This window comes from Pseudomonas sp. Irchel s3a10, assembly GCF_900187525.1.
Taxonomy (GTDB): Bacteria; Pseudomonadota; Gammaproteobacteria; order Pseudomonadales; family Pseudomonadaceae; genus Aquipseudomonas; species Aquipseudomonas koreensis_G.
Genome location: NZ_FYDR01000013.1, coordinates 76,264 through 100,637 on the forward strand (window position 1 = coordinate 76,264; position 24,374 = coordinate 100,637).

Sequence of the window (24,374 nt, forward strand, 5' to 3'; positions counted from 1 at the left end):
TGCGTCATCACGCGCTCAAAAAAGTTCAACGATTATACAAAAATATAAAGTTGTACAACTTTTCCCAAAATTTATAGCATCCGTTCCAACACCTTTGCTGAAACGATAAATCCAGCGTCAGTCCTGGATTTGTCCGCTGGTGCGTGGGCCGTCGGTACGGCTTTTCGCGTCAGGTTGTTGCAGCCGGGTCAGTGGAAGCTGCCCGTATTTCGCCCAGGACGACGACCCCGAATATGAGCGGTAACTCCGGTTATCAGAGATCTACTTTTTGTGCCTGACGCTGAATCGCGTCAGAGCGTTAGAGGCTGAACATGGCAGAAGCATCGAATTTCCTGGGCAACATCAAGGTTTCCCGAAAGTTGGGGGCCGGGTTTGGCGTTCTGTTGCTGGCGGTGGGGGCGGTGGCCTTCATTGGCTATAGCAGCAGCAATGTGCTGGTGGATCGCCTGGACACCACGCGTCTGATCGGCACTCTCAACGATGCGACGCAGGACATGCGGCTGTCGGAGAAGCAGTACGAAGCGGCGGCGGATGTCGCTTATGCCGAGGCTTATCAGTCGCAGCTGACGGTATTGCAAGGGCTGATCGCCAAGGCGTTGCAGACCCTGACGCGGGCGGAAAACCAGCAGGCCTTGAAGCGTTTGCAGGACACCACGCTGGCTTACGATCAGCAGGTCAAGCGCTTGGTCGAGGCGGACAAGGCGACCAGCGATGCGCTGAAACCATTGGGAGCGATGTCGGACAAGTACGCCGAGACCTTCAACAGCATGTTCGAGAGCACCACGGCCAGCGCATTGGCATCTGCCGACAGCGCGCGGGTGGCGGACTTGCGCACGGTGGCGGATCTGCGCAATGGCATGACGATGTTTCGTCTGATGCTGCGGCGTTATATCGCCGTGCCGAGCGAGGCCAACAAGCAGGTGCTGCTGGACACCACCGATGCCTTCCTGGCCGACATGAGCAAGGCGCGCAGCGGTTTGCCGGCGGCTCTGTCGAGTCAGCTTGAAGAGGCGCAGGCCGGGATGCGCCGTTATCGCGAGGTGCTGGTGCAGGTCGCTGTGCTGTTCGAGCAGAAGCAGAGCCTGCGGCAGCAGGTCGATCAACAGAGCCAGGCGATGGACAGCATCATGACCGGCCTGATGGACACTCAGCAGCGTCTGGCGCGGGACGATCAACATCGTGCGTTTATCCAGATTGCCGTGCTGACCGTGTTGGCGCTGGTGGTCGGTTTGTTGGCCGCAGTGCTGATCTCGCGGCAGATCACCGGGCCGCTGGCGCTGACGGTGGAGCTGGCGCGACGGATTGCCAAGGGCGATCTGACGGTGCAAGCCAAATCCAGCCGCAAGGATGAATTGGGCGATCTGCAAAACGCGATGCAGGACATGGCGCAAAGTCTGAACACGTTGGTGCAGGGGATCGGTAATGGCGTGACGCATATTTCGACATCGGCGGAGAAGCTCTCGGCGATGAGCGAGCAGACCAGCGCCGGTGTGCGTCAGCAGAAAGTCGAGGTGGATCAGGTCGCCACGGCGATGCACGAAATGGCCTCGACCGTGCAGGAGGTGGCGCGCAACACCACGGACGCATCCGCCGCCGCGACCCTGGCCGATCAGCAGGCGCGTCACGGCAGTGCGGTGGTCAAGCAGGCGACTGTGCAGATCAGCGAACTGTCGGTGGCGATCGAAGAGTTGGGCGCAGCGATGAACGTGCTGTCCCAGGACAGTGAGCAGATCGGCAAGGTCATCGATGTGATCAAGGCTGTCGCCGAGCAGACCAATTTGCTGGCGCTGAACGCGGCGATTGAAGCGGCGCGGGCGGGGGAGCAGGGCCGTGGTTTTGCCGTGGTTGCCGATGAAGTGCGCTCGCTGGCGCAGCGCACCCAGGATTCGACCAAGGAAATCGAAGCGCTGATTGTCACCTTGCAGCAGGGTACGCAAGCGGCATCTACGCTGATGACATCCAGCCGCGAGCGCACGCTGGACACCGTGGTGCTGGCGCAGAAGGCCGAGCAGGCGATCACCGAGATCAACCATTCGATCGGCACGATCCAGCAAATGAGCCTGCAGATTTCCGCCGCCGCCGAGCAGCAAAGTGCGGTGGCCGATGAGATCAATCGCAGCATCGTCAGTGTGCGCGATGTGGCCGATCAGTCGGCCGTCGCCAGCGAAGAAAGTGCTGCCGCGACCATTGAGCTGGCATCGCTGGGGCAGGACCTGCAACGCATGACGGCGCATTTCCGCACCTGATGGCATTTCGCAATGAACTTGGCCGAAATTGACCGGTCAGCCTGTATAAGCGGGGGCCGCCAAGCGGCGCCACCCGGTCCGTGCAGTAATTTTTTCTGGGCCATGGATGGTTGCAACCCGCTCTCAGGGGGCGTCATGACCAATACACCAATCTTCCCCCAGCCCAGCGGGGGGTGCCAAGGATGCCGGCAAAAAGGCGAGGCCGATATGGCGTTCTCCTTCGCGTTCCAGCCGATTGTCGATGTGCGTGATCAATCGACCTTCGCCCACGAGGCCTTGGTTCGGGGCGTGCAGGGCGAGGGTGCGCTTTCGGTTTTGCAGCAGGTCGATGACCAGAACCGCTATCGCTTCGATCAACTGTGCCGCGTGCGGGCGATCTCCACGGCCGCGCAGTTGGGGCTCACTGGTTTTCTTTCGATCAACTTCCTCCCCAACGCCGTTTATCGTCCGGACATGTGCATTCGCAGCACGCTGGAGGCGGCTCGCGCGCATGCGTTCCCACTCGATCGGTTGATCTTCGAAGCGGTCGAGGGCGAGCACGTTGAAAGCAATAAGCACTTGATGAACATCTTGCGCGAGTATCGCGAGTTTGGTTTCAAGACGGCCATTGATGACTTCGGTGCGGGGTATTCCGGGTTGAATCTGCTGGCGGACTTTCAGCCGGACCTGATCAAACTGGACATGGCGCTGATCCGCGATATCCACCGTGATCGCGTGCGTCAGGCGATTGTGCGGGGCGTGGTGGGCATGTGTACCGAACTGGGGATCGAGGTGATTGCCGAGGGCATCGAGCACCCGGAGGAACGGGACTTTTTGGCCGATTGCGGGATTTATCTGATGCAGGGTTTCTGGTTTGCCAAACCGGCGTTTGAGGCGATGGCGCAGATTCCTGCGCAGGCGTGGCAGCCGATTTGACGGGGGGCACGTTGTTGGGCCTGAGCCGTCACGTTCAGGTGACGACTCAGGCGTGCGGGCTTAGCCAAACTGGCTCGCCGACTCAACTGCAGATTTCGTCTGCCTTGAGCGGGTCAACTGGTAAGCAATCGCCAGCCATACGAACCATCCCGGCATGACCATCAGGGCAATCCGGGTGTCAGGTCGCAATGCCAGCAAGCACAGCACAAAGCCCAGAAACGCCAGGGAGAACCAGGCCATCGGTACGCCACCGGGCATTTTGTAAGCCGACTTCGTATGCAGGTCCGGGCGTTTTTTGCGATAGGCAATGTAAGACGCGAGGATGGTCGACCAGGTGAAAATCACCAGAATCGCCGACACGGTGGAGACGATGGTGAAGGCGGTCATGACTTCCGGAACGATGAACAGCACCAGCACCCCAATCAGCATCAGCAGCGTGGTGAACGTCAGGCTCAGCAGCGGCACGCTGTTGCCCGACAGTCGCCGGAACAGGCCCGGAGCGTTGTGCTGGTTGGCCAGGCCGAACAGCATGCGGCTCGATGAAAACACGCCACTGTTGGCCGATGATGCCGCCGATGTCAGTACTACGAAGTTGACGATACCGGCGGCCGCGGGAAACCCTGCCACGAGAAACAGTTCGACAAAGGGGCTCTTGACCGGAGACACCTGCTGCCACGACGTCACGGCGATAATGCAGGTCAATGCCAGCACGTAGAACAGGATGATCCGCAGCGGAATCGAGTTGATGGCCTTGGGCAAGGTCCTCTCCGGAGAGCGGGTTTCGGCGGCAGCGGTGCCGATCAACTCGGTGCCGGCGAAGGAGAAAATCGCCATTTGAAATCCGGCAAAGAAGCCGAACAGGCCGTTAGGGAAAGCTGCCTGTTTATCCACCAGGTGACTCAGGGACGCGGTGACACCACTGGGGGACACGAACGAGCTGGCAATCAGCACGGTGCTGACGCCGATCAAGGTCACGACGGCAATGATCTTGATGATCGCGAACCAGAACTCCACCTCACCGAACAGCCTGACCGTCAGCACGTTGAGCGCGAACAATGTCGCCAGCATGCCGACGGCGGGTATCCACGCCGGGACATCGGGAAACCAGTACTGGAAGAATCCGCCGACCACAACGGCATCGCCGATCACTGCCACGCTCCAGCTCAACCAATACGACCAGCCGAGGAAGAAGGCCGCGCGCGGGCCAAGGTAGGCGCCGGCAAAATCGGCAAAGGTTTTGAAGTTCAGGTTGGACAGGAGCATCTCACCCATGGCTCGCATGACGAAAAAAACGAACAGGCCGATGATCATGTAGATGAGGATGATCGACGTCCCGGAGAGGGCGATGATCTTCCCGGAACCCATGAACAGACCCGTACCGATGGCACCGCCCATGGCCATTAACTGGATGTGACGATTGCTGAGCGTGCGCTGCAGCGCGGGCTGTTCAAGCAGCCCGGAAGGGTTCGATTTCATTGCAAAACCTCTTGATTTTATGTTTTTGAGTTTTGGCAGAAAGTAGGTGTCGAGCGTTCTTGTTAGAGCGGCAGCGGCTAATCACGGCGATGCCGGAACGGTGAATGGCCCCCCCGCCAAGTCGCCGGGGGGCGGCCATTACCGAATCAACTGACGGTGCGCAGACGCGAGGCTGGTGCCGGTTGCAGCTCCAGCAACTGGAAGAGGTTTTTGATGTTGGCGGGCGTCGGTACCAGGTGGATGCGCTGGCCGATTTGCTGTTGCTGAGCAAGGTCGTTGAGGTAGCGCAGTGACGAAAAATCTTCCAGGGCAAAACCCACAGAGTCGAAGACTGTCACCTGCGTATCGCTCTCGCGGCCGGGAACTTCGCCCTGCACGATCCGGAAAAATTCGACCACTGGAGAGTCGGCTTCCAGTTGCTGAATGTCGCCTTCAATGCGCGTTTGCGGCTCGAATTCCACGATGACCCGAGCGTTGCGCAGGATCTCCGCATGCAGTTCGGTTTTACCCGGGCAGTCGCCGCCGACCGCGTTGATGTGCATGCCGGGCTCGATCATCTCGGGTGTCAGAATCGTTGCGTAGGTTTTGTCGGCGGTGACCGTGGTGACGATGTCCGCACCCTTGACCGCGTCCTTCACCGAGCTGGCCAGAATCACGTCGATCTGCGGGAACGCGGCGAGATTGTGCTTCAGCTTGAGTGAGGCGTCGCGATCAATGTCGAAGATGCGGATTTCGCTGACGCCCAACATTTCATGAAAGGCCAGTGCCTGAAACTCACTCTGCGCTCCGTTGCCGATGAGGGCCATCGATGTCGAGCCCGGGCGAGCCAGCGATTGAGCGACCAGCGCGGAGGTGGCAGCGGTGCGCACGGCGGTGGTCAAGGTCAGTTCGCTGAGCAGGGTCGGATAACCACTCTGCACATCCGCCAGCAGACCGAAGGCCATGACCGTCAGCAAATTCTGTTGACCGTTTTTCGGGTGGCCGTTGACGTATTTGAACGAGTACTGCTGGCCGTCGTCGGTGGGCATCAGCTCGATCACGCCGTCTGCCGAATGATTGGCCGTGCGCGGCGATTTATCAAACTGCGCCCAGCGTGCGTAGTCCGCTTCGATGTAGCTTGCCATTTCGCGAATGGCGCGGCGGATACCGACTTGGGTGAACAGGCGTGCAGCGTCATCGACATCTATAAAAAGCGTCATGTTCTTATTCTCCGATTCAGACATTGAAAGGCTGTAGAGCGCGGGAAGGTTCAGCTGCGTTTGCTCTCGAAACCATGCAGCACGTTCACCGCATTGATGCCGATTTCATCGACCATGTAGCCGCCTTCCATCACGAACAGGGTGGGGCAGCCGACACTGGCGATCAGCGTTCCGATGCCGATGAAGTCCTCACTTTCCAGCAGGAAGTGGCTGATGGGGTCGTCCTTGAACGTGTCGACACCCAAGGAGATCACCAGCACTTCAGGTGCGAACTGCTGGAGTTTTTTGCAGGCGTGGATCAGGGCGTTGCGGTAGCTTTCCCAGGTGGTGTTTTTCGGCAGCGGGTAGTTGAGGTTGTAACCCTCGCCGACACCCGCGCCGACTTCGTGGCTGTAACCTGAGAAGTACGGGTAGGACACCGCGGGCTCACCGTGCAGCGACACGAACAGGACGTCGCTGCGCTGGTAGAAAATGTTCTGGGTGCCGTTGCCGTGGTGGAAGTCGACGTCCAGCACCGCGACACGTTTGGCGCCTTGGGTGATGGCCTGTTGCGCGGCAATCGCGGCGTTATTGAGGTAGCAATAACCGCCCATGTATTCGCGCGCGGCGTGATGGCCGGGCGGGCGGCAGAGGGCAAAGGCGCTGTCATGGCCTTCATCGATCAGTGCGAGGCCGGTGAGGGCGATATCGGCGCTGGTTTTCACCGCTTGCCAGGTCGTGGCGGTGATCGGCGAACCGGCATCCATGGCATAGAAACCGAGCTTGCCATCGATGAACGTCGGCACTTGCTCGTTGCCCAGATCGCGCACCGGCCAGACCAGCGGCAAAGCATCGTGCGTGCGCCCGGTTGCGCACCATTCGCTCCAGGCATTTTCCAGAAAACTGACGTAGCGCTCGCTGTGCGCGTTGACGTAGCACGAGCGGTCAAACGCACGTGGTTCGACGATTTGCCCCAGGCCGACCTGTTTGACGCGGTTATGCACGGTATCGGCCCGACTCGGTTGTTCGAACGACGGTTTGAGCACGCCATCTTTCAATTCGGTGCCGTGGTGCAACCGATGGGAATCACTGAAAACTGTAAACATTTTGCGCATCCGTTAATGTGAGCCAGTGCAAATATTCTGTTCCGGCTGACCTGCGCTTTCTTTGCTTTGTTTTCTTGATTAATTAAATTATTCGGGCGTTTTTACTCAGGATCGACGTCATGCAGAAAAAAATATCCAAACGCATCGGTCTCGACGAGACCGACCTGGCGATTCTTGAGTTGCTGCAGGAAGACGCCAGTATTTCCAACGCTGAACTCAGTGAGCGGCTTTCACTGAGCCTTACGCCGTGCTGGCGACGGCGCAAGCGAATGGAGGAGGCCGGGGTGATCAAGGGCTATCAGGCCAACCTTGATCGGCGCATGCTCGGGCTGGATATCATGGCGTTCGTGCACATCCGTTTTTCCACCCACGCCGATCATGCGCCGGACGCCTTTGAGGCGGTGATTGCGCAACTGCCCCAGGTGCTGTCCTGTCACAAGATTACCGGCGATGCCGATTATGTGTTGCAGGTGCTGGCCGAGGATCTGGATAGCTACAGCGATTTCATCGAGCAAGTGCTCAGGCGTCAGGTGGGTATTGCGTCGATCCAGTCCAGCCTGGCATTGCGCGAGGTCAAGACCAGTAGCCGTATTGCGATACCCAGGCCGGTAAAGGACTGAGGGGGCGGGCGTCTCAAGTTCCAAAATTGAACGCGATGGATATTCGTGGCCTCTTCCCTTCGAAGCGTCTTACCGAATGCATCAGCCATGAGGGAAACATGATGAAGGTTCCGCTTTTGGCGGCGCAGACCGTGCTGAAGCCGGCAGTCAGACAGTCTTCGACTCTCATGCGCAAGGCCGGGTTGTAGGTCGAGGCAACCATTCCGCGCGGGTCGATGAATTCCAGGTCACCGTCGACGATCGGGTCATCTTCTCGTCCGCCGGCATCTACCCAATAAACGCCGGACCAGAACGCGCCGGGGTGGCCATGAAGTGAGTTGCTGTGGCCAGCTTCATTTACATTGACCCAGGCGTTGAGCTTCCATTCGAAGTGCGGCTCGGTCAGTCCATACAGGTCGCTATGAACGGCGGTGAGTTGGCCGGCGAATGCTTTGGCGAATTTAACCAGCGCTATGCAGGCATCTCCTTCCCAATTTGCGAAGTCATTGGCGGACTGCCAACCGCCGTCGTTGCTGCGTTGGGTACCGTTGCGATCTTGAGCCATGTGATTGGAGATGATGGCTTTCAACTCAGCGTTGAGTTTTTCTGCGCCCGGGTACTGGATACTCGCCAATGGGGTTGCGAACAGTCGTCGAATTTTTATCAGTTCTGGATTGACCAGTTGGGTGCCCGACTGCATTTGACGTTTGATTCCTTTCGGTGAGTTGCAATAACGATACCGAATGAAAAATCCAGTTGATGTAAACCTTTGTTAAACCCGATGGGGTTATTGTAAATGTCGGAATTGACGCGATTTTGGTGTCAATCAAGCAGCGTTGATTCGTTCGATTACAGGCGCCAGTGCAGGGCGCTTGTTCCGCCATTCGTCTTTGACAGTTCCGGGATGTTGCATGACGATTGATAGATTTCCTGGCTGAGAATCAATGTGGCGAGGGAGCCTGCTCCCGCCGGGGCGCGAAGCGGCCCCTCAAAAGAAGGCCTGCTGCGCAGTCCAGCGGGAGCAAGCTCCCTCGCCACAAGTGTTTGTGCCTTGGAGATTACTGCGGCAGCGCAAGCCACTCGCCAAGGACCTGCTGATATTTGCCAGTCACTTTGTTCAAATGCAGCCACTGATCGACGTACAGTTTCCAGCTGATGTCATCGCGCGGCAGCAGGTATGCCTTCTCGCCGTACTGCATGTACTGGTGCGGATTCACCGCGCACAACCCCGGTTTGAGTTTCTGCTGATACAGCGCTTCCGAGGCGTCGGTGATCATTACGTCGGCCTTGTTGTCGAGCAGTTGCTGGAAGATCGTCACGTTGTCGTGCAGCGCCAGTTGCGCCTTGGGCAGGAAGGCGTGGACGAAGGCTTCGTTGGTGCCGCCGGCGGGTTCGACCAGACGCACGTTGGGCTGGTTGATCTGCTCGATGGTCTGGTACTTGCTGACATCGGCGCAGCGCACCAGCGGGATCTTGCCGTCGCTGTCGAGGGTGTTGCTGAAGTAGGCTTTTTTCTGCCGCTCCAGCGTCACCGAAATGCCGCCCATGCCGATGTCGCACTTGCCGGCCTGCATGTCCGGCATCAGGGTTTTCCAGGTGGTCTGCACCCATTCGACCTTGACCCCGAGGCTGTCGGCCAGCGAGCGCGCCATGGCGATGTCGATGCCCTCGAAGTCGCCGTCGGGGCGCTTGAAAGTGTAGGGCTTGTAGTCGCCGGTGGTGCAGACGCGCAGTTGGCCTTGTTGCTGGATGCTGTCGAGGTGCGAAGGGCTTTCCTGCGCCTGAACGCCGGCGGCCAGGGTCAGCGCGCCGCAAAGGATCATCGTGCTTTTTAGAATGGTCATGGACATCGGGCTTCTGCAGAGGACGGTGAGCCAGTGTAGTGAAAGGCCTTCGCGGGTGTCATCCCGCGTCCGGACTCAACGTGCCGAGCCACGCCACCAACGCCACGATCAGCAGGGCCAGGCCCAGTTCCAGCAGCACGCTGCGCCTGAGTGCATTCGTCGCGATCACGTGCTGTCCATCGCGTATGGATCGCTCCAGCGCAGGCCCAAGGTGAAAGCGGTTCAGCGCCGCCAGCACCAGCATCGCGGCAAACAGCCAAACCTTGATCGCCAGCAACATCCCATAGGTGCCGAGCAGCACTTCGTCCAGCCTCGGGCCGACGATGAACAGGTAATTGACCACGCCGCTCAGCGACAGCGTCAGCACAATCGCCGCGCCGATCCACTCGAAGCGTTTCACCGCCGCAGCCAGCAGGCGAATCCGTGCTTCATCCACACGACCCCGCGTCAGCAGCACCAGCGCCAGCATGCCGCCCAGCCATGCACCTGCCGCCAGCAGATGGAGGATGTCGCTGAGGAAATGCCAGAGTCGCAGCCAGCCTTCGTCCATTGCCCCGTGCCCACTCCAGGCGAGGGAGCTGAGGGCGACCGCGCCGGCCATCGACGCGAGCCACTTCCCCGGCTGAACCAGCACCACGATCAGCGCAATCATGCGCAGTGCCCACGCCAGCCCGACGTCCGTTTCCAGCAGCATCATCTGCAGATGCGGCCAGAGTGCGGCGAGTTCGGTTTCGCCACTCATGGCGCTCGTCATCAGCAACAATCCAGCCACTGACAGCAGGGCACCGAGCAACGCCAATCCACGCAACAGCGGCCTGAACCGCAGCGGCGCGTTGACGTTGTATAGCGCAAACAACGCCACCCCGAACAACAGCAGCAAATCCACATACAACGCCAGGCGCAGAATGATGTTGATCAGCTCAGCCATCGCTCACTTCACTTTGAACGTGACGTTGCCGGTGATCGGGTGCGTGTCGGACGACACCGCGCGCCACTCGACTTTGTAGGTGCCGGCGGGCAATGGCGCGAGCGGGGTGACGAGCATCGATTTCGGGTCGCTGCCGGCGCTGACTTTGGCCTTCATCGGCATCGGCGAATGGGCCATGCCGGGCATCTCGGTCATCACCAGTTTGGCGCCGGAGAACCGGGTCAGCAGGCTATCGGAAAAGTGCAGTTCGATCTTGTCGGGTGCCGCGCCGTCGGCACCTTCGGCCGGGATCGATGAAAGCAGTTTCGGGTGGGCCTGGGCGAGGCTGCTCAGAAGCAATCCGCTGGCGAGTACAAGGGTGATATTCAACGTGCGCATGCAAGACCTCTGGGGTGTTTTTCAGTGGGAATTCAGAACCACAGCCGCACACCGAGCACGAGCCGTGCTTCGCTACGACTTTCGCCTTCTTCGCGGGCGTAATCGGCGGTGTTGCCGTAGGTGCGGTTCCACGTCACGCCGAGGTACGGCGCGAATTCGCGGCGGATTTCGTAGCGCAGGCGCAGGCCGGCTTCGGTGTTCGACAGGCCGGAACCGAGGCCCCGTTGTGGGTCGTTTTTGCCGTAGACGTTGAGCTCGGCGGTGGGTTGCAGGATCAGCCGGTTGGTCAGCAGAATGTCGTAATCGCCCTCCAGCCGCAGTGCGCTTTGTCCGCCTTCGCCGAGAAACGCCGTGGCCTCGGCTTCGAAGTTGTACAGCGCCATGCCCTGCACACCGAACGCGGCCCAGGTTTGTGGGGCGCCGGGTTTGAAGTCCTGACGCACGCCGCTGACCACGTCCCACCACGGCGAAATCGCATGGCCCCACAATGCCTGGAGCTCGGCGTCCTCGGTCTTGCCGTTACTGCGTTCGCCTTCGGAGCGCAGCCACAGGCGATCAATGTCACCGCCAATCCAGCCGGACAGATCCCAGGCCAAAGCGCTGCCGTCATCGGCGTTTTGCCATTCGAGTTTGTCGGCGAGGAAGTAGCTGTTGATCGCGCTGTCGTGCACCTGATGGCCGCCGGGGCTGACAAACACGGCGGCGCGGTCGGCGTTGCTCAGCACCGGGATCGGCGTGCGGCTTTCAATCGGCGCGGCGGGCTGCATCATGCCGTCGTCCATGCTTTGCATCGAGTGATCCATGCCGGGCATCTGGCTGTGATCCATGCCTTGCATGTCGTCGGCGGCCATGACGGAGCTGCCGATGATTAACAAGGATAACGCTGCGAATCGAGTCATGTTCGGCCCCTTCATTCTTCCACCCGCACTTCGCGGAACATGCCGGTTTCCATGTGATAAAGCAGATGGCAGTGATAGGCCCAGCGGCCCAATGCATCGGCCGTCACCCGATAGCTGCGACGGGTACCGGGGGGCATGTCGATGGTGTGTTTGCGCACCTGAAAGTTGCCGTTCTCGTCTTCCAGATCGCTCCACATGCCGTGCAGGTGGATGGGGTGGGTCATCATGGTGTCGTTGACCAGCACCAGACGAATGCGCTCGCCGTACTTGAGGCGCAGCGGCTTGCCGTCGGAGAATTTGATGCCGTTGAACGACCAGGCGAACTTCTCCATGTGCCCGGTCAGGTGCAGCTCGATCGTGCGCCCGGGATCGCGGCCGTCGGGGTCTTCGAAGGTGCTGCGCAGATCGGCGTAGGTCAGCACGCGGCGGCCGTTGTTGCGCAGGCCGAGGCCGGGGTCGTCGAGTTTCGGCGCGGTGCTCATGGCTTGCATGTCCACCAGCGGATTGTCCTGTTCGCTGGCGGGGTGCGATTGCATCGGGCCCATCGCCGAGTGATCCATGCCCGCCATGGCGCTCATGTCCATCGAGCCGTGATCCATCCCGGCCATGCCCATGTCATCCATGGTCACCAACGGGCGCGAGTCCAGCGCAGGCACCGGTGCTACCAGACCGGCGCGGGTGGCGAGGGTGGCGCGGGCGTAACCGCTGCGATCCATGGCCTGGGCGAACAGGGTGCAGGCCTCGCTGTCAGGCTCAACGATCACGTCGTAGGTCTCCGCCACGGCGATGCGCAGCTCGTCGACGCTGACCGGTTTGACGTGCAAACCGTCCGCCGCGACCACGGTCATTTTCAGCCCGGGAATGCGCACGTCGAAGTAAGTCATGGCCGAGCCGTTGATCAGCCGCAGGCGCAGTTTTTCGCCGGGGCGAAACAGCCCGGTCCAGTTGTTGTCGGGCGTATGGCCGTTGATCAGGAAGGTATAGGTGGCGCCACTGACGTCGGCGATGTCGGTGGGGTTCATCTTCATTTGCGCCCACATCGTGCGGTCGGCGACGGTGGCCCCCCAGCCTTTGTCGCTGACGTCATCGATGAAATCGCCAATGGTGCGCTTGTGGTAGTTGTAGTAGTCGGATTGCTTTTTCAGGGTCTTCATCAGGCTGGCCGGGTCTTCGTCGGTCCAGTCGCTGAGCATTACCACGTAGTCGCGGTCGTACTGGAACGGCTCCGGCTCTTTCGCGTCGATCACCAGCGGCCCGTAGACCCCGGCCTGCTCCTGCAAGCCTGAATGGCTGTGATACCAGTAAGTGCCGTGCTGCCGCACCTTGAACTGGTAGACGTATACGCCGCCGGGTTCGATGCCGTGAAAACTCAGACCTGGCACGCCGTCCATGTTGGCTGGCAGCAGGATGCCGTGCCAGTGAATCGAAGTGCTGTCCTTGAGCCGGTTGCGCACGCGCAACGTCACCGTATCACCCTCGCGCCAGCGCAAGAGCGGGCCGGGCAGACTGCCGTTGATGGTCAGCGCAGTGCGCGGGCTGCCGGTGAAGTTGACCGGGCTTTCACCGATAAACAGTTCGAATTCGCTGCCGCTCAGTTCGTTGATCTGCCCAGTCGGGTTCAGCGCCCAGACCGGCGCGCGCCACAGACCGAGGCCGCCGAGCAGGCCGCTGGCGGCCAGGCCTTTGACGAAGGTGCGTCTTGAAGTGTTGGAAGGCATGCGCTGGAGATCCCCGTTTGACACATGACGGGGAGGCTAACCAGCGCTGGCTTTCAGTTGGCTGAGAGGGGGATTACAGTTTTGACAGCTTCGCCGCTCGCGTTACAGACCGAGCCCTTCCTGCACCACCTGCAACAGATTGTTCTCGGTCAGCGCAATCGCATCCAGTTCCTGACCGGTTTCCACCGTTTGCAGCCACCAATGGCTCTCGTGGTGCTCATCGACTGTGCGCAGCAGGTAGGTGTTGCGATCCGGCAGGGTGATCTGCACGCGACCGGCGCCGTCCTCGGTAAACCGGGCGATGGGATCAAAGGTCAGGGTTTGCTGATTGGCTTCGATCACCAGTTGGTCGATCGCGTAATCGTGGCTTTCGCCATCGGGTGAGCTCTCGCAAACGTGGGTCGGATTGCGGCGGATTTTCAGGCCGACTTCGGTGACGGGTTGCAGCCAGGCCTCGATGCGGTGGTACAGATCGTAGACCTGCGCCGGCCAGCAATCGATCTCCAGCGCGGCATCCGCACGGGTGTGCCGGGTTTGCTTGAGTTTGGCGGCGAGTTCGTCTGCTTTACTCATTTCGGATCCCTTGGTTTGATGTCTGCCTGTTAATCGTAGACCGTTCAACGGCGTACGGCCTTGCCTTGCGTCATGCGCTTGCAACACAAACATGGCGAAATCAGCGCTGGCCAAGTCTGGTCAGCATCAAAAACCACGGACGCAGGCGTCCCAAGGAGCGGGTCCATGAAAAAGCTGTTTACAATTCTGGCGCTGATCGCGCTGACGGCCGGTAGCATCGGCCTGAGTTCGGCGCGTCAGTCGAACGCCAGCAAGGTACAGACGGAAGCGGTGGCGGGGCAGTTCGATTACTACCTGCTGAGCTTGTCCTGGTCGCCAACGTTTTGCCTGACGCACAAAGATGACGCGCAATGTTCCGGCAAGGGCTACGGCTTCGTGTTGCACGGCTTGTGGCCGCAATACGCCAACGGCGGCTGGCCGGAATCCTGCCCACCGCTGACCACGCTGTCGGCGGCGGAAACCACCAAAGGCCTGACGCTGTTCCCGACCAGGAAACTGCTCGATCACGAATGGTCCAAACACGGCACCTGCAGCGGTCTGGGCGCGATGGGCTATCTGGATGAAGCGGACAAAGCGGTTGGCGCGGTGAAAATCCCGCAGGAGCTGCAACCGTTCAGCTCCTCGTATTACTTCGAAGCCCAGGAAATCGCCGACCTGTTCCGCAAGGCCAACCCGGGGATCCCGGCCAATGGCATCGCGGTGATCTGCAGCGGCCCGGAACTCTCGGAAGTGCGGGTGTGCATGGGCAAGGATCTGCAGTTCGGCGCGTGCGGCAAGGGCGTGAAGACCCAGTGCCGGGCGGGGGATATTCGGGTGCCGCCGTCGCGGTGATGTGAGCGGTTGCACGAATGAAAAAGGCGCCTCGATCGGGCGCCTTTTTTTCGCCTGGAGGTTTGAAGCAACCGGAAAATTCACGCATGCTTGCGCCCCCAAAAAAGGATGACCCGCAACACTGCAAGGAGCTGTTCATGAGCGGAAAACCCGCCGCCCGCGTCACCGACCCAACCGCCTGCCCACTCCCGGGACATGGCACCAATCCGATTGCCAGTGGCTCGCCGAACGTGAATTTCGACGGCTTGGCGGCTGCGCGAATGACTGATAAATCCGCGTGCGGTAGCCCCATTACTGGTGGCGTTTCTTCGACGGTGTTTATCAATGGCTTAAACGCCGCGACCCTGGACAGCACCGGTGGGCACGGCAACGTGGTCATTGGCGGGTCGGGCACGGTCATCATTGGTGACACGGTAACAGCGGCGCCTTTCAGTGGTTTGCTGCCGATGCCGGTGCATTTCACGGACAAGTTGAAACTGGTCAATGACGTGACCGGTGAGCCCATGATCAATCATCCCTACGTGATCCAGCGCGCAGACGGGCGTCTGGAACACGGAGTGTCTGACGCTAACGGGTTCACCCACGAAGTCAGCTCGCACCTGCCTGAAACCATCAAGCTGTTTCTGGAGGAGTGAGGCATGGCCGCTGAAACAGTAACGTGCGCGAAAGGCAACAATTACAAGCTGCACAAGGAACATGCGCTGACGGATAAGAAGGATGTCAGTGACAAGCCTGTGCCGGTGGAGAGTACCAAGGCGATTGTTGTTTTTGTCGGAGGCGCCGGGGATAAGGAAAGTTATTATTTTTCGGGGCCTTATGGAAACATCCAAGAGGCACGGAAGGATTTTGATGAGCGCACGACAAGCTTGGCTAAGGAGGGTAAATACAAGTCTGAGTGGCTGGGCTACAACGAAGTCAGAGGAAAACAGGATATTCAGCGTCATGTCCTGAGTCTGATTCCCTACAAGAGCTGTCCTGTCTATATCGTGGGTCATAGCCTTGGCGGTTGGAATGGTGCGCATCTGACAAAGATCATGTCGGAATGGGGTTACCGGATTCAGATGCTGATTACCCTTGATCCCGTGGGTGAAGGGGCCCTGGTCTGGTTGGGTTCTGATATTTATCGCGAACGTCCTGATCCAATTGCTGCCGATTGGATCAATATCAAAGCAATGCCAACTAAAAGAGATTCGTCAGATGGAGTCGCTGATTTTGGTGAAAAGTGGCTTATCTCATGTGGCCCTTCATTGAACGTCAATGTAGACACTAATCATGCAAATGCATGGGGGTTGTTTACTGCCCGTATCGCGGGGAGCAAATCGGCAGCCGATATGCTTTTTGACTCAATCATGAAGGATTTTCCATGATGTACAGGTTACTACTTTGCGGCTTGCTCGCTTTCTGCTCTGGTTGTGCGAAGGATCACACAAAGCCTCCCGCAAACCTGAGCTTCGAATCTGTGGAAAGAGAAAAGTCGCTGCTATACATCATCCGGTATCAGTCGGACGTTGATGTGTTGGATCTTTTTGATCGCGGGGAGCGAGTTGGGATGATTTCGGGCATGCTTCATTGCGCATTGGCGGATGATCATGATTTCTCAGTAGGCAAAGCCATACAGTTTTCCGCCACCGGTTTGATACGCTCGGAAAAAAATGAAAACAACAAGGCCAAGTTTTCCTATCTCACCCGCGCATTCTTGAGTGAAACTTCAAGCAACCGGAGTTCTGAAAGAAATCTCTCGGTGGCAGAACTGAACAACCTCCTCGCCAACAAACAACAAATCCCCTGCAAAGTCGTCGTCACCGCGTACGGCTACAAACCCTACTACTCAAACACCATGAACCTACCGGTCGCGGATTTGCTGCGCGAAATCAACAAACCCCGATAGCCGTCATCGGTGCCCTGCGCGATTGCCCTGCGCAGATACGCGAGGGCGATCGCCCGCAAAACCACCACTGAAAATAAATCGACGTGCGGAGGTCATCCAAATCCCTTGCGCGCCGATACAGCGGGGCAGGCGTGTGTTGGCGGGGCGGGTTTGCTGTGCGCACCCCGCTGGGCTACGCTCATGAAAAGTAAGGGTTTCGGGCTGCGGCCCCTGTCGTACCTGCCCAGGACACGTTTTTGCCAATCCCCATTCAAGACCCGCATCAGACTCCCGGCACGCTTAAACGCCTGCCACTGCGCAAGGCGGCAGCGCTGTTCATCGTTGCGGTGTGCCTGTGTCTGTGCGGATTGCTTTATCTGCAGTTGGAACAGACACGACGCCAGGATCTGGCAAATGCGCAAATCGCCTCCACCAACCTGACCCGAGCCATGGCGCAGCAGGCCGAAGACACGTTTCTGGCCGCGGACCTGGTGCTTACCAGTCTGGCCGACTGGGTCGAGGACGATGGTTATGGCGCCGCGCAGCGACCACGCCTGCAAAAAACCTTCGCGCGCCGAGTGCAGCAACTGGAGCAGTTACACGGCATGTTTCTGTTCGATCGCGAGGGCCAGTGGGTGATCACTTCGTTCGCTGATCTGCCCCGTGGCAACGGTGTCGCCGACCGCGAGTACTTCAAGTTTCACCAGCAGAATGCTTCCAGCGTGGCGCATATCGGCCCGGCGATTCGCAGCCGCGAGAATGGCGAGTGGGTCATCCCGATCTCGAAACGCATCAACGATCGCGCCGGCAATTTCCAGGGCGTGCTGATGGCCGGGATAAAGATGGCGTACTTCGACCGGTTCTTCAAAAGCTTCAGCCTTGATGACAGCGGCATCATGTTTCTCGGACTCAAGGACGGCACGTTGCTGGCGCGGCGGCCGTTCGACGAAGGCCTGATCGGTTCGTCGCTGGCGCAAGGCAGGATTTATCAGAAGCTGCTGCCCGAAGCCCCGGCCGGCACCGCGATGATCAAGTCGGTGGTTGACGGCGTGGTGCGCTTGTACGGTTACCGCCAGTTGGCGGCTTACCCGCTGGTGGTAGCGTCCGCCTCTTCGCGCGAAACGATTCTCAAGGGGTGGTATGAGCGAGCCTTTCAGTCCAGCGTGATTGTGGCGCTGGTGATTCTTGGCGTCGGCCTGTTCGGCTGGGTGTTCATTCATCAGGTGCGCGACGGTGAGCGAATCGAGAAAAACCTGCGTAAGGCACAGCGCACACTGGAGCAGATCGCTACCCACGACAGCCTGACGGGATTGGCCAACCGTCGCCTGTTCGAGCGTTCACTGGAGATCGAATTTGCCCGCGGTGCACGGCAGTCGAGTCCGGTCGGCCTGATCATGCTCGATATAGATTTCTTCAAGCGCTACAACGATGCCTACGGGCATGTGGCAGGGGATCACTGCCTGACTCAGGTGGCCCAGGTTTTGAAGAACTGCTCGCAACGCAAGTCTGACCTGGCGGTGCGCTACGGTGGCGAGGAGTTCGCGGTGTTGCTGCCGGGTAACGATATCAACGGCACGCTGGCGATTGCCGGGCAGATCCGTCGCAGCGTGATGGATAAACGCATTACTCACAGCGGTTCGCCCACCGGTTACCTGACGGTGAGTCTGGGCTGCTACTCATTTATTCCGAGCGGCAATGACAGCCTCGAAGTGTTTATCCAACGTGCTGATGCGGCGCTGTATCAGGCAAAAAATGCCGGGCGCAATCGCGCGGCAGTGTTGTCGCTGGAGGAGGGTGTTGCCGAGTTGATGCGGTCGGATCGCTAAAGCCTACGCGCTTGATCTGTGGCGAGGAATCAGATTCCCTCGCCACAGATTCAAGCTTTTATGCCGGATCACCAGCGGTCACGCTTGTTCGTTCAGCTGCCTGTGCCACCGCCGGCACCGCCAGTTCCGCCGCCGGCCGAACCGGTGCCGCCCCCCGCTCCCGATCCAGAACCCATGGTGCCGCTGTTAGTGCCGGTACCCTTGCCGGCGCCATCGGTACTGTCGCCGTTTTTCGGTGCTCCGGGATTAGTGTTGGGTGGCATGTTGGTGCCACTTGTAGCACCGGATTTGGTGCCTGAGGCATCTGCCCCGTCATTGGCGGCAAAAGCGCCGACCGAGGCGGTGGTCAGCAGCCCGGCGAGCAACAGGGAAGTCAGTTTGCGCGTTGTCATGGTACGTCTCCCAAAAGGTTCGGTTACCTGACTTTGGTCTGACACTTTCACCCGTTGGTGCCGATTGGCTGACGAGCGGTTGTCGAGCCTCAACCTCGATCCTCAGCCAGTTTCTGCTCCAGCACCTGACGCACCTGCGGCCACTCGTCATCGATAATGCTGAAGCGCACCGAGTTACGCTTGCGGCCGTCCGGCATGATCCGCTCGTGGCGCACAATGCCTTCCTGTTGCGCACCGAGGCGCAGAATCGCGTTGCGCGATTTGTGGTTGTTCTCGTCGGTGGTGAACTGCACTCGCACGCAGTCGAGCACCTCGAACGCATGGCGCAACATCAGGTATTTGGCTTCGGTGTTGACGAAGGATTTCTGCCAGCGCGCCGCGATCCAGCTGCTGCCGATTTCCAGCTTGCGATTGAGCGGGTCGATCTTCCAGAACCGGGTCGAGCCGATCACTTCGCCGCTATCCTTCAACACGATTACAAACGGCATGACCGTGCCGGCGTCGCGGCCGTCGAGGGCTTTTTTCAGATAGCTGTCGATGGTGCTCGCCGAAGGGACCACGGTGACGGTGAGGTTCCACAGTTCGCCGTCGGCGGCAGCGCGGAGCAGGGCGTCGGCGTCGCTGTACTGAAGCGGACGCAGGAGGATGCGCGGGCCTTGCAGCGTGGTGAGCATGGGAGCAGTTCTCGGCAGTTCGGGGCAGTGGCGAGCGCCTATTACGCCGCAGCCGGTTGATCCGATGCAACCACCGCCGTCAGCACAAGGTCACAAATTTCACACCTTGTTCGCCGGAGCCTGGACGATGAAAAACCTGCGGATTGCCACGTTCAACGTCAACGGCCTGCGCGCGCGCTTGCCGAACCTGCTGCAGTGGCTCAAGCGCGAGCAACCGGACATCGCCTGCCTGCAGGAGCTCAAGTCGGTCGACAGTGCGTTCCCGGTAGCTGAACTGGAAGCCGCCGGTTACGGCGCGATCTGGCACGGGCAGGCGTCGTGGAACGGCGTGGCGATCCTCGCTCGCGATGCGGAGCCGCTGGAGAGCCGTCGCGGTCTGCCGGGCGATCCCGACGACAAGCACAGCCGTTATCTGGAGGCGGCGGTGCACGGTGTACTGGTCGGCTGCCTGTACCTGCCCAACGGCAACCCGCAGCCGGGGCCGAAATTCGACTACAAACTGGCCTGGTTTGAACGCCTGATCCGCTATGCAAAGGATCTGCAAAGCAGTGATCATCCGGTGGTGCTGGCCGGCGATTACAACGTGGTGCCCACCGATATGGACATCTACAACACCCGTTCCTGGCTCAAGGATGCGCTGCTGCAACCCGGAAGCCGCGAGTGTTATCAGCGGCTGCTGGATCAGGGCTGGACCGATTCGCTGCGCCATCTGTATCCCGACGAGCGCCTCTACACCTTCTGGGATTACTTCCGCCAGCATTGGCAAACCAACTCCGGCCTGCGCATCGATCATCTGCTGCTCAATCCGGCACTCAGTCCGTATTTGCACGAGGCCGGGGTAGACGCGTGGGTGCGTAACGAACCGCACGCCAGCGATCATGCGCCGACCTGGATTCGCATCGGTTCACGCAAGCGTCGGTAGCGCTGATTGGCGAAATCAATTGTCGGAGTCGGGGCCCGATCCCGTATACCTGTCGGCCAGCGGCGCAGCGATCCGCGGCCACATGCAAAAGGACTGAGCAATGAGCGAGCCACGTCTGGCGAATCCGACGTTGTACCTGCAACACCTGGGGTTCGACACCCCACCGGCCCCCACGCTGACAACCCTGCGGCAGTTGCAGTTGCGCCACACCGGCGTGTTTCCCTTCGAGAACCTGTCGACGATCACTGGCGCACCGGTGCTGATCGATCTGGCGTCGGTCGAACAAAAGGTTCTCCACGGTGGCCGGGGTGGTTACTGCTACGAACTGAACAATCTGTTTCTGGCGTTGCTGCAGGAATTGGGCTTCGAGGCCCGAGGCATTTCCGGCCGCGTGGTGCTGGCGCAACCCGAAGGCACGTGGACGGCGCGTACCCATCGCTTGAGCCTGGTGATCATCGATGACGAGCGCTACATCACCGACGTCGGTTTTGGCGGCATGGTGCCGACCGCGCCGCTGCTGCTCGATACCGAGGCCGCACAGTCGACGCCGCACGAGTCCTATCGCATCGATAAACAGGCGGACGGCTACATGCTGCGTGCCAGTGTTGCTGGGGAGTGGCGCGCGATGTACCTGTTTGATCTGCAACGCCAGGAAGACATCGATTTCACGCTCGGCAACTGGTACGTCTCGACCCATCCCGAGTCCCCGTTCGCCAAACGGCTGATGGTTGCGCGCACTGGCGATGGCTGGCGACGGACGCTGAACAACGGCAGTTTCGCGATTCACCACATGGGCGCCGACAGCGAGCGGCGCGAGGTGGCGGATGTCGATGAGTTGATCAAGGTGCTGGAGCAGGAGTTCGGCCTGAGCTTGCCTGACCAGCCGCATGTGCGCGAGTCGCTGGGGCGGATGATTCTGCCGGCCTGACCATGCGACACGGGTCTAATTGAGCGCCGCTGGTCGCCATGAACACTATCAGCCTGGTGGGATAAAAACCGGGGACAGGAGGGGGGGTGTTCCCGGATTCGTGGGGGGATCGAAGCGCCGGATAGAAGCTTGGGTGGCTACCTATCCATTAAGTGACTGACAAGTTGTATACAACTCTATGGACATTTGTCACGAGTATTGAATACAGTGTGCGCATAACAAAAACCAGGGAACCCCCCACATGAAAACGCCCCATGTTTCACACCAACGGCCCGAGGACGAAAATCTCGGGGTCGGCGCGAATATGGCTTACGGCCTGCAACATGTTCTGACCATGTACGGCGGTATCGTTGCGGTGCCACTGATCATCGGCCAGGCGGCCGGGTTGTCGCCGGCGGACATTGGTCTGTTGATTGCTGCTTCATTGTTTGCGGGGGGGCTGGCTACACTGCTGCAAACCCTGGGTCTACCGTTTTTTGGCTGTCAGTTGCCGCTGGTGCAGGGCGTGTCGTTCTCCGGTGTGGCGACCATGGTCGCCATCGTCAGCAGTGGCGGGGAGGGCGGCTTCCAGTCGGTGCTGGGCGCGGTGATTGCCGCATCGTTGATCGGCTTGCTGATCACCCCGGTATTCTCGCGAATCACCAAGTTTTTTCCTCCGCTCGTCACCGGCATCGTGATCACCACCATCGGCCTGACGCTGATGCCGGTGGCCGCACGCTGGGCCATGGGTGGCAATAGCCACGCGCCGGACTTCGGCAGCATGCAGAACATCGGTCTGGCGGCGGTGACGCTGGTGCTGGTGTTGCTGCTGAGCAAGGTCGGCAGCTCGACCATCTCGCGTCTGTCGATCCTGTTGGCCATGGTGATCGGCACGATTCTGGCGGTGTTCCTCGGCATGGCCGATTTCTCCAGTGTCACCCAAGGGCCGATGTTCGGCTTTCCGACGCCGTTCCACTTCGGCATGCCGACCTTCCACTTCGCCGCAATCCTGTCGATGTGCATCGTGGTCATGGTGACACTGGTGGAAACCTCGGCGGACATTCTCGCGGTCGGTGAGATCATCGGTACCAAGGTCGACTCCAAGCGCCTGGGCAACGGTTTGCGCGCGGACATGCTGTCGAGCATGTTTGCGCCGATCTTCGGTTCATTCACCCAGAGCGCCTTCGCGCAGAACGTCGGGCTGGTGGCGGTGACCGGAATCAAGAGCCGTTTTGTGGTGGCCACCGGCGGTATCTTCCTGGTCATTCTCGGGCTGCTGCCGTTCATGGGCCGGGTGATTGCCGCGGTGCCGACCTCGGTGCTGGGCGGCGCCGGTATCGTGCTGTTTGGTACGGTGGCGGCGAGCGGGATTCGCACACTGTCGAAGGTCGATTACCGCAACAACGTCAACCTGATCATCGTCGCCACCTCGATCGGCTTCGGCATGATCCCGATTGCCGCGCCGAACTTCTACGATCATTTCCCGAGCTGGTTCGCGACCATTTTCCACTCGGGCATCAGCTCCTCGGCGATCATGGCGATCGTGCTCAACCTGACCTTCAACCACTTCACTGCCGGCAACTCGGATCAGCAGTCGGTTTTCGCCGCAGCGGAAGAACGCACCCTGCGTTATCGCGACCTGGCGGCGCTGCGTGAAGGCGATTACTTCAGCGACGGCAAGCTGCACGATTGCGATGGCAAGGAAGTGCCGGTGATCGAGCCTGATGATCACGATCATGGGCATGGCGCCCCGAAGGTGCAGGTGAAGAGTGGCGAGCATGTCTGAGCGCTGACGGCATGAAAAAGGCCGATCTGTTGTGAGACAGATCGGCCTTTTCGTTTGAGTGATGCTGAATATGCTCACTCGGGTCGAGCATGACGTTGTCTGGCTTCCACTCTGATAGCTCAGGACAATCGAATTGGCGCGCCAGGCTCGATAACAGCTGTGTATCGAGGCTATTGCGACCTGTGACCATTCATCGGAAATCCGCTCTGACCTGATAGTTCTGACAGTAGCCAACGTCCTCTTTTGCTCCCTTAATAACTCTGTCGTCCAACCAATCGATGGAGTTCTACCATGTCATCTACATCGCTAAAATCCCGCGTCGAAAACTTTCAGTCATATCCGGTGGGCGGAAGAATCTCAGAGTCTGTTGAATTGCTGGAGGGGAAACACACTGAAGCGAGGGTTTTTATCACCATGGGATTGTCTGACAATAATTGTACAGTGACCCCTGAGCCGAGTTTGAAGGCCGAACTGCATGGCCAAGGGAGTGAGGACTACTTTGGGTACGGCTTGACACTGAAAGAGGGGAGTGCCACGAGTGCAAAAATCATCGGCCACGTGTCGTTCCCATCCAGAATGATTATCTATAGGGATTTACTATTGGAAGGGAAGAAATTGGAAGGAGAATCTCTAAAACTATTCGAAGGCGAAGGCAATTTTCAATTTAATGAAAGTATCACCCCAAAAAACGGCAAAGACTTTGATGAAGTAAGATTACAGATGACGACTACGATTGCAGGTGTGAAGACCTACAGTTTCACGTTACGTACTATTGCCTTCACACTCAAAGACAATCACCCTTCATAAAGCATCACTGACGTGAAAACCGGTAATCCATGCCCTAGTGCCTCCTCTTGATGGGGAGGCGCTGCTCAAGCTGGCGCCTTATTTCTACGCATGGCGCTCACCACTGACGCATTTCTCCCGCCACCAGCAACTGCTCATGCATTCTCCACGGGTTCGAAAAGACAAGTAGCTGGCCTGTCGAGTGATTCGCTGCTTTTCAATGGTGGCGACGCAGCATTGAGGCTATGGGATCGTGCGACCGTTCATCGCAAATACCTCCCTACCTGTAATTTCTGACAGTAGCCAGAGCCGTCATCTTCAGCGCTGAATAACTCCATGCCCTTTGTCTCCCGACAGTTCGCACGGAGTTCCGTCCATGCTCGTTCAGCCCAAGATGAAAATCTCTGCCCCCCATTCACTGCTGGACCCGATAGTGCTCGGGCGCCTCCTGCCTTCCGGCCAGTGGGGGATCAACCGGGCGGCGGTATTCACTTTTCCCGACCTCGGACTGCTTGTCGTCATC

At 59.3% G+C, this 24,374-nt stretch carries 24 protein-coding genes and 1 pseudogene; 13 read left to right on the forward strand and 12 right to left on the reverse strand.

Annotated features, from left to right (window positions below):
* Positions 1 to 311 precede the first annotated feature (311 nt).
* The 3 genes and pseudogenes from CKW11_RS29195 to CKW11_RS25780 all read left to right on the forward strand — a co-directional run.
* Positions 312 to 1,388 (forward strand): annotated as a pseudogene (locus tag CKW11_RS29195) (methyl-accepting chemotaxis protein); the annotation flags it as partial.
* Positions 1,389 to 1,466: 78 nt separating this feature from the next.
* On the forward strand, positions 1,467 to 2,246 hold the full coding sequence (locus CKW11_RS29200; protein WP_371917805.1) for a methyl-accepting chemotaxis protein: 780 nt from the start codon (positions 1,467 to 1,469) through the stop codon (positions 2,244 to 2,246).
* 135 nt (positions 2,247 to 2,381) lie between these two features.
* Complete coding sequence (locus CKW11_RS25780) at positions 2,382 to 3,161, forward strand: EAL domain-containing protein (protein ID WP_095139942.1); 780 nt, start codon at positions 2,382 to 2,384, stop codon at positions 3,159 to 3,161.
* A 60-nt stretch (positions 3,162 to 3,221) separates the two neighbouring features.
* Here the strand turns inward: CKW11_RS25780 and CKW11_RS25785 are convergent, their stop codons facing one another.
* The 3 genes from CKW11_RS25785 to CKW11_RS25795 all read right to left on the reverse strand — a co-directional run bounded on the left by CKW11_RS25785 (position 3,222) and on the right by CKW11_RS25795 (position 6,921).
* Positions 3,222 to 4,637 (reverse strand): amino acid permease, encoded by a 1,416-nt coding sequence (locus tag CKW11_RS25785; RefSeq protein ID WP_095139943.1) that lies wholly within the window; start codon positions 4,635 to 4,637, stop codon positions 3,222 to 3,224.
* 146 nt (positions 4,638 to 4,783) lie between these two features.
* A complete protein-coding gene (locus tag CKW11_RS25790) occupies positions 4,784 to 5,836 on the reverse strand; it encodes an ornithine cyclodeaminase (RefSeq protein WP_095139944.1) in 1,053 nt (350 codons plus the stop codon).
* Positions 5,837 to 5,886: 50 nt separating this feature from the next.
* On the reverse strand, positions 5,887 to 6,921 hold the full coding sequence (locus CKW11_RS25795; RefSeq protein ID WP_095139964.1) for a histone deacetylase family protein: 1,035 nt from the start codon (positions 6,919 to 6,921) through the stop codon (positions 5,887 to 5,889).
* Positions 6,922 to 7,040: 119 nt separating this feature from the next.
* On the opposite strand from CKW11_RS25795, the gene CKW11_RS25800 reads away from it, so the two are divergent.
* Positions 7,041 to 7,541, forward strand: a complete 501-nt coding sequence (locus tag CKW11_RS25800; RefSeq protein ID WP_095139945.1) for an Lrp/AsnC family transcriptional regulator — start codon at positions 7,041 to 7,043, stop codon at positions 7,539 to 7,541.
* Positions 7,542 to 7,554: 13 nt separating this feature from the next.
* Here CKW11_RS25800 and CKW11_RS25805 read toward each other — a convergent pair whose 3' ends face one another.
* The 7 genes from CKW11_RS25805 to CKW11_RS25835 all read right to left on the reverse strand — a co-directional run bounded on the left by CKW11_RS25805 (position 7,555) and on the right by CKW11_RS25835 (position 13,860).
* Positions 7,555 to 8,220, reverse strand: a complete 666-nt coding sequence (locus CKW11_RS25805; RefSeq protein WP_095139946.1) for a TIGR02466 family protein — start codon at positions 8,218 to 8,220, stop codon at positions 7,555 to 7,557.
* 358 nt (positions 8,221 to 8,578) lie between these two features.
* Entirely contained in the window at positions 8,579 to 9,364 is a 786-nt protein-coding gene (locus CKW11_RS25810) for a transporter substrate-binding domain-containing protein (RefSeq protein WP_177440042.1), read from the reverse strand.
* 58 nt (positions 9,365 to 9,422) lie between these two features.
* On the reverse strand, positions 9,423 to 10,292 hold the full coding sequence (gene copD, locus CKW11_RS25815) for a copper homeostasis membrane protein CopD (RefSeq protein WP_095139948.1): 870 nt from the start codon (positions 10,290 to 10,292) through the stop codon (positions 9,423 to 9,425).
* A gap of 3 nt (positions 10,293 to 10,295) precedes the next feature.
* Positions 10,296 to 10,670 (reverse strand): copper homeostasis periplasmic binding protein CopC, encoded by a 375-nt coding sequence (copC, locus tag CKW11_RS25820; RefSeq protein ID WP_095139949.1) that lies wholly within the window; start codon positions 10,668 to 10,670, stop codon positions 10,296 to 10,298.
* A 32-nt stretch (positions 10,671 to 10,702) separates the two neighbouring features.
* On the reverse strand, positions 10,703 to 11,569 hold the full coding sequence (locus tag CKW11_RS25825; RefSeq protein ID WP_095139965.1) for a copper resistance protein B: 867 nt from the start codon (positions 11,567 to 11,569) through the stop codon (positions 10,703 to 10,705).
* An 11-nt stretch (positions 11,570 to 11,580) separates the two neighbouring features.
* Complete coding sequence (locus tag CKW11_RS25830) at positions 11,581 to 13,287, reverse strand: copper resistance system multicopper oxidase (RefSeq protein WP_095139950.1); 1,707 nt, start codon at positions 13,285 to 13,287, stop codon at positions 11,581 to 11,583.
* A gap of 102 nt (positions 13,288 to 13,389) precedes the next feature.
* On the reverse strand, positions 13,390 to 13,860 hold the full coding sequence (locus tag CKW11_RS25835; RefSeq protein WP_095139951.1) for a hypothetical protein: 471 nt from the start codon (positions 13,858 to 13,860) through the stop codon (positions 13,390 to 13,392).
* Positions 13,861 to 14,025: 165 nt separating this feature from the next.
* Between CKW11_RS25835 and CKW11_RS25840 the strand changes: the two genes are divergently transcribed.
* The 5 genes from CKW11_RS25840 (at position 14,026) to CKW11_RS25860 (ending at position 18,384) form a co-directional block, all read left to right on the forward strand.
* Positions 14,026 to 14,691 carry a ribonuclease T2 gene (locus CKW11_RS25840; protein WP_095139952.1) on the forward strand — a complete coding sequence of 222 codons (666 nt, stop codon included), beginning with the start codon at positions 14,026 to 14,028 and terminating at the stop codon, positions 14,689 to 14,691.
* 137 nt (positions 14,692 to 14,828) lie between these two features.
* A complete protein-coding gene (locus CKW11_RS25845) occupies positions 14,829 to 15,326 on the forward strand; it encodes a PAAR domain-containing protein (RefSeq protein WP_003226482.1) in 498 nt (165 codons plus the stop codon).
* A 3-nt stretch (positions 15,327 to 15,329) separates the two neighbouring features.
* The gene (locus CKW11_RS25850; protein WP_095139953.1) at positions 15,330 to 16,058 is read left to right on the forward strand and encodes an alpha/beta hydrolase; all 729 of its coding nucleotides are present in this window, start codon (positions 15,330 to 15,332) and stop codon (positions 16,056 to 16,058) included.
* Positions 16,055 to 16,579 (forward strand): hypothetical protein, encoded by a 525-nt coding sequence (locus CKW11_RS25855; RefSeq protein WP_095139954.1) that lies wholly within the window; start codon positions 16,055 to 16,057, stop codon positions 16,577 to 16,579. Before CKW11_RS25850 ends, CKW11_RS25855 begins: the two co-directional genes overlap by 4 nt.
* 236 nt (positions 16,580 to 16,815) lie before the next feature.
* Positions 16,816 to 18,384: a diguanylate cyclase gene (locus CKW11_RS25860; RefSeq protein WP_095139955.1), complete on the forward strand. Its 1,569-nt coding sequence runs from the start codon at positions 16,816 to 16,818 to the stop codon at positions 18,382 to 18,384.
* A gap of 92 nt (positions 18,385 to 18,476) precedes the next feature.
* On the opposite strand, the gene CKW11_RS28595 is transcribed toward CKW11_RS25860, so the two are convergent.
* Together CKW11_RS28595 and CKW11_RS25870 are read right to left on the reverse strand one after the other, a co-directional pair.
* Complete coding sequence (locus tag CKW11_RS28595) at positions 18,477 to 18,776, reverse strand: hypothetical protein (RefSeq protein ID WP_095139956.1); 300 nt, start codon at positions 18,774 to 18,776, stop codon at positions 18,477 to 18,479.
* Positions 18,777 to 18,865: 89 nt separating this feature from the next.
* Positions 18,866 to 19,450 carry a GNAT family N-acetyltransferase gene (locus CKW11_RS25870; RefSeq protein WP_095139957.1) on the reverse strand — a complete coding sequence of 195 codons (585 nt, stop codon included), beginning with the start codon at positions 19,448 to 19,450 and terminating at the stop codon, positions 18,866 to 18,868.
* Positions 19,451 to 19,577: 127 nt separating this feature from the next.
* On the opposite strand from CKW11_RS25870, the gene xth reads away from it, so the two are divergent.
* The 4 genes from xth to CKW11_RS25890 all read left to right on the forward strand — a co-directional run bounded on the left by xth (position 19,578) and on the right by CKW11_RS25890 (position 23,872).
* Positions 19,578 to 20,372, forward strand: a complete 795-nt coding sequence (gene xth, locus CKW11_RS25875; RefSeq protein WP_095139958.1) for an exodeoxyribonuclease III — start codon at positions 19,578 to 19,580, stop codon at positions 20,370 to 20,372.
* 100 nt (positions 20,373 to 20,472) lie between these two features.
* Positions 20,473 to 21,300: an arylamine N-acetyltransferase gene (locus CKW11_RS25880; protein WP_095139959.1), complete on the forward strand. Its 828-nt coding sequence runs from the start codon at positions 20,473 to 20,475 to the stop codon at positions 21,298 to 21,300.
* Between the two features lie 241 nt (positions 21,301 to 21,541).
* On the forward strand, positions 21,542 to 23,065 hold the full coding sequence (locus CKW11_RS25885; RefSeq protein WP_095139960.1) for a nucleobase:cation symporter-2 family protein: 1,524 nt from the start codon (positions 21,542 to 21,544) through the stop codon (positions 23,063 to 23,065).
* Between the two features lie 291 nt (positions 23,066 to 23,356).
* Positions 23,357 to 23,872 carry a hypothetical protein gene (locus CKW11_RS25890; protein WP_095139961.1) on the forward strand — a complete coding sequence of 172 codons (516 nt, stop codon included), beginning with the start codon at positions 23,357 to 23,359 and terminating at the stop codon, positions 23,870 to 23,872.
* Positions 23,873 to 24,374: the final 502 nt, after the last annotated feature.

Coding starts and splice junctions, on each gene's coding strand:
- CKW11_RS29200 (WP_371917805.1), top strand. CDS start 1,467: ATGAGCGAGCAGACCAGCGCCGGTGTGCGTCAGCAGAAAGTCGAGGTG.
- CKW11_RS25780 (WP_095139942.1), top strand. CDS start 2,382: ATGACCAATACACCAATCTTCCCCCAGCCCAGCGGGGGGTGCCAAGGA.
- CKW11_RS25785 (WP_095139943.1), bottom strand. CDS start 4,637: ATGAAATCGAACCCTTCCGGGCTGCTTGAACAGCCCGCGCTGCAGCGC.
- CKW11_RS25790 (WP_095139944.1), bottom strand. CDS start 5,836: ATGACGCTTTTTATAGATGTCGATGACGCTGCACGCCTGTTCACCCAA.
- CKW11_RS25795 (WP_095139964.1), bottom strand. CDS start 6,921: ATGTTTACAGTTTTCAGTGATTCCCATCGGTTGCACCACGGCACCGAA.
- CKW11_RS25800 (WP_095139945.1), top strand. CDS start 7,041: ATGCAGAAAAAAATATCCAAACGCATCGGTCTCGACGAGACCGACCTG.
- CKW11_RS25805 (WP_095139946.1), bottom strand. CDS start 8,220: ATGCAGTCGGGCACCCAACTGGTCAATCCAGAACTGATAAAAATTCGA.
- CKW11_RS25810 (WP_177440042.1), bottom strand. CDS start 9,364: ATGACCATTCTAAAAAGCACGATGATCCTTTGCGGCGCGCTGACCCTG.
- copD (WP_095139948.1), bottom strand. CDS start 10,292: ATGGCTGAGCTGATCAACATCATTCTGCGCCTGGCGTTGTATGTGGAT.
- copC (WP_095139949.1), bottom strand. CDS start 10,670: ATGCGCACGTTGAATATCACCCTTGTACTCGCCAGCGGATTGCTTCTG.
- CKW11_RS25825 (WP_095139965.1), bottom strand. CDS start 11,569: ATGACTCGATTCGCAGCGTTATCCTTGTTAATCATCGGCAGCTCCGTC.
- CKW11_RS25830 (WP_095139950.1), bottom strand. CDS start 13,287: ATGCCTTCCAACACTTCAAGACGCACCTTCGTCAAAGGCCTGGCCGCC.
- CKW11_RS25835 (WP_095139951.1), bottom strand. CDS start 13,860: ATGAGTAAAGCAGACGAACTCGCCGCCAAACTCAAGCAAACCCGGCAC.
- CKW11_RS25840 (WP_095139952.1), top strand. CDS start 14,026: ATGAAAAAGCTGTTTACAATTCTGGCGCTGATCGCGCTGACGGCCGGT.
- CKW11_RS25845 (WP_003226482.1), top strand. CDS start 14,829: ATGAGCGGAAAACCCGCCGCCCGCGTCACCGACCCAACCGCCTGCCCA.
- CKW11_RS25850 (WP_095139953.1), top strand. CDS start 15,330: ATGGCCGCTGAAACAGTAACGTGCGCGAAAGGCAACAATTACAAGCTG.
- CKW11_RS25855 (WP_095139954.1), top strand. CDS start 16,055: ATGATGTACAGGTTACTACTTTGCGGCTTGCTCGCTTTCTGCTCTGGT.
- CKW11_RS28595 (WP_095139956.1), bottom strand. CDS start 18,776: ATGACAACGCGCAAACTGACTTCCCTGTTGCTCGCCGGGCTGCTGACC.
- CKW11_RS25870 (WP_095139957.1), bottom strand. CDS start 19,450: ATGCTCACCACGCTGCAAGGCCCGCGCATCCTCCTGCGTCCGCTTCAG.
- xth (WP_095139958.1), top strand. CDS start 19,578: ATGAAAAACCTGCGGATTGCCACGTTCAACGTCAACGGCCTGCGCGCG.
- CKW11_RS25880 (WP_095139959.1), top strand. CDS start 20,473: ATGAGCGAGCCACGTCTGGCGAATCCGACGTTGTACCTGCAACACCTG.
- CKW11_RS25885 (WP_095139960.1), top strand. CDS start 21,542: ATGAAAACGCCCCATGTTTCACACCAACGGCCCGAGGACGAAAATCTC.
- CKW11_RS25890 (WP_095139961.1), top strand. CDS start 23,357: ATGTCATCTACATCGCTAAAATCCCGCGTCGAAAACTTTCAGTCATAT.